Source organism: Bradyrhizobium valentinum, assembly GCF_001440405.1.
Lineage (GTDB): Bacteria > Pseudomonadota > Alphaproteobacteria > Rhizobiales > Xanthobacteraceae > Bradyrhizobium > Bradyrhizobium valentinum.
Window position 1 is genome coordinate 1 of record NZ_LLXX01000228.1, and the last position, 6,194, is coordinate 6,194.

Genomic DNA, 6,194 nt, shown 5'->3' on the forward strand with positions numbered 1-6,194 from the left:
GTCGCCATCGCGAACGAGCCGCTGCCCGTCGTTGCGCCGCCGCCGGCGCAGCCGCCAAGCGCCGAGGCGACGACAAGCAGCGCCGCGGCGATCACGGCACGCGGCGCTTTCAGGCACGAAGCTATCAAGGTGTCCCTCATTGCTCCCTGCGATATCGTTAAAATGTGTTAAGGTCTAGGGCAGCGGATGCACCGGCTCGCCAAAAAGATTGCGTCGAGCGCGTCCCGCTTCACCTTGTTGTTGCCAGAATTCTTCAACCCGCGGGATTGATCCATGCGCGCCTTTGTTCTCGACGGCTATGGCGCGATCGCAGACCACGTCCGCCTTGCCGCAATCGCCGATCCGGTCCCGGGCCCCGAAGAGGTCCTGATCGAAATTCATGCCGCCAGCCTCAATCCGATCGACTTCAAGATCGTGCATGGCGACCTCAAGCGCGTTTCGAAATATCAACTGCCGCGCCCGTTCGGATTCGATGCCAGCGGTATCGTGCTGTCGGCGGGCGCGCGTGCTATCAGGTTCAAGCCGGGCGATGTGGTTTATGCGCGCGCCTCGCGCGAGACCATCGGCACTTTTGCGGAAAAGATCGCGCTGCCGGAGCAATTCGTCGCCCTGAAGCCGGCTGCCATATCGTATGCGGACGCCGCGGCGCTGCCGCTGGTGGGGCTGACGACCCTGCAGGGATTTTCACGCGTCAAGGCGCGCGCCGGCCAACACATTTTGATCCACGCCGGCGCCGGCGGCATCGGCACTTTCGCGGTCCAGTACGCCAGGCATCTCGGCCTTCACGTCACCACGACCACGAGCTCGAAGAACGTCGATTTCGTGAAATCGCTCGGTGCCGACAGGGTCATTGCCTATGACCGCGGAAACTATCTCGAACAGGGCGGCGATTACGACATCGTCTACGACACGCTCGGCGGCGCATTCACGATCGACGCCTTCAAGGTGGTGAAGCGGGGCGGCGCCGTGATCTCGCTGAGCGGCCCGCCCGATCGCGATTTCGCCCGGCGCGAGGGCGCGGGCTGGCTGGTCCGCGCAGCGGTCTGGCTGATGAGCCGGAAGGTCTATGCCGCGAGCGCCGAGGCCGGCGCGACCTATTGCTGGTTTTTCACCGAACCGAGTGGCGACCAGTTGCGCGAGATCGCCGGCCTCGTCGATCGCGGCGCGATCAAGCCGGTGATCGACCGCGAATTTGCCTTCGAGCAGTTGCCGGCGGCGCTCACCTATCTCGAGGCCGGCCGGGCGCGGGGCAAGGTGGTGTTGCGCGTGAGGTAACGAACTACTCGCTCGTCAATGCGATCGCGTGAACGTGGCGGCCGTAGTCAGGTTCTTTGCGGTGCGCTGAGCGGCGGTAGCTGTAGAAGCGCTCGTCGGAATAGGTATCGACGCCGATGTCGTCGATCATCAGGACGCCGGCATTCTCCAGCCGCATGCGGATGAAGCCGGCGAGATCGAACATGGCATGGCCTGCGCGCACCGAGGGGATGAAGAACACGCCATTCTCCGCGTCGGTGTCCAGGAAGCGCTCGACGAATTCGCTGCCGACTTCATAGGAGTGCTGGCGGATCAGCGGGCCGATAGCGGCGACGATGCCGGCGCGGTCGGCACCGAGTTTCTCCATTGCGTCGATGGTGGATTCCAGTACGCCGGTCAGCGCGCCCTTCCAGCCGGCATGGGCGGCGCCGATCACGCGCGCGCTGGCGTCGGCGAACAGGATCGGGCCGCAATCCGCGGCGGTGACGCCGATGGCGATACCTTCCGTGCGGGTGACGAGCGCGTCAGCGCGCGGTTTGTCGCCTTGCCAGGGGCCGGTCACAACGACCGCGTCGGGCGAATGGATCTGGTGCACGCTGAGCAAGCGCTCGGGCGCAACGCCCATCTGCTCGGCCATCAGGCGGCGATTTTCAGCGACATTGGCCGGATCGTCGTTGGAGCCGAGCCCGCCATTGAGGCCCTGGTAGATCCCACTGGATATCCCGCCCTCGCGGGTGAAGAAGGCGTGGCGCAGCCCGGGAATGGCTGCGAGCAGCGACGATCCGAACGTCATTCTGTTTCGTCTCCCGGCGCTTGTGGTTCGTCGCTGAGACCTGCGACCGAGATGAGATTTGGCTCGGTGACTGCAAGCACCTTGAACATCGATCCCATGCCGCCGCGGCCGCTGTCGGTCAGGCGCTTCAGCGCGGCGGAAATATCGGCGGACACTTCCGGCGTGGTTTTTGCCATCAGCGTCACGGCCCGGGTCTCGATGCCCAGCCGCTTGAGGAATTCGCCCTGCGTCACCGGGCCGTGGACGCGCGCGCCGACGTCCTCCGCCGCGCGCGCCAGCGCCTGGAAATCGACATGGGCCGTGACGTCGGCCTGGCCGGGATTCTTCAGCGGATCGGCAAAGCTGTGACGGGCGATCGCCTGGAAGGTGTCGCCGGCGTCGCTGCGCAGATGTCCGTAATCGATGATCAGCGCCGCACCGTCCTGGTCGCGCACCCGCGCGGCGATCTTCATCATCTCGGTATCCGGCCGCCATTCGAACACGGCGCCGATAGGGGCTGCGCGCACCAGCGGCGGCAGTAACACCTCGAAGCGCGGCAGCGGCTCGTCCGAGGCTGCGAATACCAGCTTGCCATTGGCGTCGAGGTTGACGACGCGCTCGTGCCAGCCGGTCTCGCGTTTGACCACCTGATGGATCGGCAGCACGTCGAAATATTCGTTGGCGAGAATGACCGCGGGGCCCTCGGGCACATCGTCGATGCTGTCGTGCCAAGTGATGTTGCGCACGCCGGATAGCGTGGCCCGCTGCTTTTCGCGCAGCACCGGGTTGATCTCGACGAGGTGGATCTCGAGCGATTGATAGAGCGGCGGCAGCACTCGAATCGCGCGGAGCGCATCCGCCATCATGGTGCCACGGCCCGGACCGAGTTCGACCAGCCGCAGCATCGGCGGCGAGCCGATCGCCTTCCATACCGAGGCCGTCCATAGACCGAGCAGTTCGCCGAACATCTGGCTGACCTCGGGCGCTGTGGTGAAATCGCCCTCGCGGCCCAATGGATCGCGCGACACGTAATAGCCGTGCTCGGGATGCATCAGGCACAATTGCATGTATCGCCAGACCGGCATCGGTCCTGACGATTTGATCAGCTTGTTGATCTCCGCCTGCAACGGTGAGAATTCGGTCACGGCCTGCCTTAAATCGACTTCTGTATATGCTGCGGCGCCTTCCGGCGCCATGCCATCATAATCAGGATGCCCCCGGCAATGATCATTGGTACCGACAACAGCATACCCATGGTCAGCCCGCCCCACAAAAATCCGAGCTGCGGGTCCGGTTCACGGAAAAATTCGCTGGTAATGCGCGCAAGCGCATAGATCGTGATGAAGCTGCCGAGGATCAGGCCCGGCCGCTTCAGCGCGCCCATCCGGATCATGACCGCCAGGATTGCAAACAGCAGGATTCCCTCGAGCGCGGCCTCATAGAGCTGGCTGGGGTGCCGGGGCAGCGGCCCGCCATTTGGAAACACCATCGCCCAGGGCACGCTGGCGTCGGCCGGCCGGCCCCACAATTCGCTGTTGATGAAATTGGCAAGCCGCCCGAGGAGCAGCCCGATCGGGGCGACCGCGGTGGTGATGTCGCCAAGCGACAGGATTGAAATGTTGTTTCTGCGGGCAAACAGCATCACCGCGGCGACGCAGCCAAGGAAGCCGCCGTGAAACGACATGCCGCCATTCCAGAGCTGGAATATTTCGGCCGGGTGCTGGACGAAGAAGGCGGGATTGTAGAACAGGACGTAACCGGTGCGGCCGCCGACGATAATGCCGATGGTGACCCAAAGGATGAAATCATCGATCTGAACCGGCGTAGCCGGCGCCGGACCGCCCCAGAACTTTTCGTTCTTGAGCAGCGAGCGCGCGTAAATCCAGCCCGAGAGGATGCCGCCGATATAGGCCAGCGCATACCAGCGGATCACGATCGGCCCGATCGATACGGCTACAGGATCGAACACCGGAAAGGCGATGGTGAGAAAGGGCATCGATGTCTACGGCACGAGGTTGCGGCGATAGAGCGCCAGCAGCCGCTCCCAATGCCGTTCGGCGGCGTCGCGGTGGTAGACCGGACGCTTCGGGAAGGCGAAGCCGTGATGGGTGCCGGGGTAGATCTCGACCTCGTTGTTCGATCCTTTCATGCCGGCCGCTACCTTGTCGATAATCTCCTGCGGCGCATAGATATCGGTCTCGGCGCAAGCAAAATAGAGTTCGGCCTTGGTCTTGCTTGCAGCAAGGTGCGGGCTGTCGGGCTGGTCGGTCGCCAGATGCGTGCCGTAGATCGAAGCGGCGGCCTTCACACGATCCGGAAAATGCGTTGCCGCGTTGACGGCGTAGCGTCCGCTCATGCAGTAGCCGACCGTGCCGACGATCTTTGTGTTCGCTGCGGCTTGCGTCTCGGCGAAGGCGAGCAGGGCCTTGGTGTCTTCCATCACCATGGGAATGTTGATGGAGTTCATGAAGCCGAACATCCGCTTGCGCTCCGGCGCTTCCGGGTCCGGCGGTATCGGCCCGAGCTCCATGACGCCGGAGCGGTAATACATGTTGGGCAGCATCACATAATAGCCTGAGGTGCCGAGCCGCCGCGCCATGTCGCGCAATTCCTCGCGGATCGCCGGCGCGTCCATGTAGAAGATGATGACCGGAAATGGCCCGCCGCGCTCGGGATGGGTGATGAAGGTGGTAGTCTTGCCGTCCTTGGTCGCAATATCGATCTGCTGGTCGATCATGGGCGTTTCTTCTTGCTTTGTGATTCTGGCTTCCGGTTAAGCGCGTGATACGATTGCAAGGAAACCAGGGCATGACAAGGCGAACGGCCATCACGTCGGCCTTGAACGCTGCACTTGAACCTTGTCCTTAGGATCGCCATTTTCATGGCAGTGACGACTTTTTTGCAGCGACCGGAGCGTTTCAGATGACCCAGACCAGCAATCGGTTTTTCGACGAGATCGGCCGTTTGATGAACGACGCTGCCGGCGCCGCTCAGGGCGTCAAGCGCGAGGTCGATACGGTCATGCGAAACCAGGCCGAACGCATCCTGCGCGACCTCGACCTCGTCAAACGCGAGGAGTTCGACGCGGTCAAGGACATGGCCCGCCTGGCGCGCGAAGAGAACGAGGCACTCAAGAGCCGGATCGCGGCCCTGGAAGCCAAGCTCGGTATTGCGCCGACCGCTCCGGATACCGGCGCAGTCTGAAGACGGACGGGTAGGGGGCACCCCGCGATCGCTCTCTCCGTCATGGCCGGGCTTGTCCCGGCCATCCATGTCTTTGCCGCCGCAAGAGTAAGACGTGGATGCCCGGGACGAGCCCGGGCATGACGGGCCGCCTGCCCCCCAAACTGCAGAAAAATCCCTTCATTTCCTTGTCATTTCGCCCCGTTGGGGCTAAAAGCCCGCCACGTCCGCAGCCCCCGCACCCCTGGAGGCTTGCTGTAGGACGCCAACGGGCCGCGATGCGGCCTTTAACTTTTTAGAAAACAAGGACTTAACACGATGGCGACCGTCAAGGAATTGAAGGCGACCGCGCGTCCGCAGAGCGGCAAGGGGGCCGCCCGGGCAGAGCGTCGCGCCGGGAGAGTGCCCGGAGTGATCTACGGCAACAACGAGCCCCCCGTGACCATTTCGGTCGACGACAAGGAACTGCGTCAGCGCATTCTGGCCGGCCGGTTCCTGACCACGCTGTTCGACATCGACCTCGAGGGCAAGAAGCATCGCGTGATTCCGCGCGACTTCCATCTCGACCCGGTGAAGGACTTCCCGCTCCATGTCGACTTCCTGCGGCTCGGCGAAGGCGCCACCATCCGCGTCAGCGTTCCGCTGCACGTCGTGAACGGCGAAACCTCGCCCGGCGTCAAGCGCGGCGGCACCATCAACATCGTCACCCATACCGTCGACCTCGAATGCTCGGTCGACAACATCCCGCAGTACCTCGAAGTCGATGCCGGCGCGCTGGAAATCAGCTACTCGCTGCATCTCTCCGACATCAAGCTCCCGACAGGCGTGAAGGCGCTCTCCCGCGAAGACGCGACGCTGGTGACCATCGTGCCGCCGTCCGGCTACGCCGAAGAACAGAAGGCCGCTGCTGCGGCTGCCGCTGCAGGCACGGCTGCTCCGGCGGCGGGTGCCGCTGCGGCGCCGGCTGCTGCCCCTGCAGCGGGTG

Annotated in this window: 7 protein-coding genes; 3 read left to right on the forward strand and 4 right to left on the reverse strand. The window is 63.8% G+C overall.

Going from position 1 to position 6,194, the window contains the following annotated elements; all coding sequences use genetic code 11:
- Positions 1-273 precede the first annotated feature (273 nt).
- Positions 274-1,275: an NADP-dependent oxidoreductase gene (locus tag CP49_RS39470; protein WP_057855483.1), complete on the forward strand. Its 1,002-nt coding sequence runs from the start codon at positions 274-276 to the stop codon at positions 1,273-1,275.
- Between the two features lie 4 nt (positions 1,276-1,279).
- Here the strand turns inward: CP49_RS39470 and pgeF are convergent, their stop codons facing one another.
- From pgeF to CP49_RS39490, 4 genes are read right to left on the reverse strand one after another with little or no spacing between them, the layout of a single operon-like run.
- Positions 1,280-2,047 carry a peptidoglycan editing factor PgeF gene (pgeF, locus tag CP49_RS39475; RefSeq protein ID WP_057855484.1) on the reverse strand — a complete coding sequence of 256 codons (768 nt, stop codon included), beginning with the start codon at positions 2,045-2,047 and terminating at the stop codon, positions 1,280-1,282.
- Positions 2,044-3,171 carry a class I SAM-dependent methyltransferase gene (locus CP49_RS39480; protein ID WP_057855489.1) on the reverse strand — a complete coding sequence of 376 codons (1,128 nt, stop codon included), beginning with the start codon at positions 3,169-3,171 and terminating at the stop codon, positions 2,044-2,046. The genes pgeF and CP49_RS39480 overlap by 4 nt, the downstream gene beginning before the upstream one ends.
- An 8-nt stretch (positions 3,172-3,179) precedes the next feature.
- Complete coding sequence (gene lgt / locus CP49_RS39485; RefSeq protein ID WP_057855485.1) at positions 3,180-4,022, reverse strand: prolipoprotein diacylglyceryl transferase; 843 nt, start codon at positions 4,020-4,022, stop codon at positions 3,180-3,182.
- Between the two features lie 6 nt (positions 4,023-4,028).
- A complete protein-coding gene (locus CP49_RS39490) occupies positions 4,029-4,763 on the reverse strand; it encodes a dienelactone hydrolase family protein (RefSeq protein ID WP_057855486.1) in 735 nt (244 codons plus the stop codon).
- 185 nt (positions 4,764-4,948) lie between these two features.
- On the opposite strand from CP49_RS39490, the gene CP49_RS39495 reads away from it, so the two are divergent.
- Positions 4,949-5,230 carry an accessory factor UbiK family protein gene (locus CP49_RS39495; protein WP_057855487.1) on the forward strand — a complete coding sequence of 94 codons (282 nt, stop codon included), beginning with the start codon at positions 4,949-4,951 and terminating at the stop codon, positions 5,228-5,230.
- Between the two features lie 297 nt (positions 5,231-5,527).
- The coding region (locus tag CP49_RS39500; protein ID WP_057855488.1) for a 50S ribosomal protein L25/general stress protein Ctc at positions 5,528-6,194 on the forward strand (667 nt) is incomplete at its 3' end.

What these genes read in the sequence shown, in the direction of transcription:
- lgt (WP_057855485.1), bottom strand. Translation starts at nt 4,022, where the DNA reads ATGCCCTTTCTCACCATCGCCTTTCCGGTGTTCGATCCTGTAGCCGTA.
- CP49_RS39495 (WP_057855487.1), top strand. Translation starts at nt 4,949, where the DNA reads ATGACCCAGACCAGCAATCGGTTTTTCGACGAGATCGGCCGTTTGATG.
- CP49_RS39490 (WP_057855486.1), bottom strand. Translation starts at nt 4,763, where the DNA reads ATGATCGACCAGCAGATCGATATTGCGACCAAGGACGGCAAGACTACC.
- CP49_RS39470 (WP_057855483.1), top strand. Translation starts at nt 274, where the DNA reads ATGCGCGCCTTTGTTCTCGACGGCTATGGCGCGATCGCAGACCACGTC.
- pgeF (WP_057855484.1), bottom strand. Translation starts at nt 2,047, where the DNA reads ATGACGTTCGGATCGTCGCTGCTCGCAGCCATTCCCGGGCTGCGCCAC.